This window comes from Actinophytocola xanthii, from assembly GCF_001921205.1.
Taxonomy (GTDB): Bacteria; Actinomycetota; Actinomycetes; order Mycobacteriales; family Pseudonocardiaceae; genus Actinophytocola; species Actinophytocola xanthii.
Window position 1 is genome coordinate 1 of the sequence record NZ_MSIE01000187.1, and the last position, 798, is coordinate 798.

The window sequence follows — 798 nt, forward strand, 5'->3', positions numbered from 1 at the left end:
AAGGCTCCGGGCTTCGGTGACCGGCGTAAGGCGATCCTGCAGGACATCGCGATCCTGACCGGTGGTCAGGTGATCAGCGAGGATGTGGGTCTGAAGCTGGAGAACGCCGACATCTCGCTGCTGGGTCGGGCTCGTAAGGTCGTGGTGACCAAGGACGAGACGACGATCGTCGAGGGTGCTGGTGACGCCGAGCAGATCCAGGGTCGGGTGAACCAGATCCGGGCCGAGATCGAGAAGAGCGACTCGGACTACGACCGGGAGAAGCTGCAGGAGCGGCTGGCGAAGCTGGCCGGTGGTGTCGCGGTGATCAAGGCGGGTGCGGCGACCGAGGTCGAGCTCAAGGAGCGTAAGCACCGGATCGAGGACGCGGTGCGTAACGCCAAGGCCGCGGTCGAGGAGGGCATCGTCGCTGGTGGTGGCGTTGCGCTGCTGCAGGCGGCGGAGGAGGCCTTCGCGGGTCTGCGGCTGACTGGTGACGAGGCGACTGGTGCGAACATCGTGAAGGTTGCGGTGGAGGCGCCGTTGAAGCAGATCGCGGTGAACGCCGGGCACGAGGGTGGTGTCGTGGTGGAGAAGGTCAAGGGCCTGCCGCAGGGTCACGGCCTCAACGCCGCGACCGGTGTGTACGAGGACCTGCTGGCCGCGGGGGTGCCGGACCCGACCAAGGTGACCCGGTCCGCGCTGCAGAACGCCGCGTCGATCGCGGCGCTGTTCCTGACCACCGAGGCCGTCGTGGCCGACAAGCCGGAGAAGGCCGCCGCCGCTCCGGCCGGTGGCGACCCCACCGGCGGCATGGAC

The 798-nt window shown here is 68.5% G+C and carries 1 protein-coding gene; it reads left to right on the forward strand.

Annotated features, from left to right (window positions below; all coding sequences use genetic code 11):
• On the forward strand, positions 1–798 hold a 798-nt coding region (gene groEL, locus BU204_RS37855; RefSeq protein WP_143230064.1), incomplete at both ends, for a chaperonin GroEL.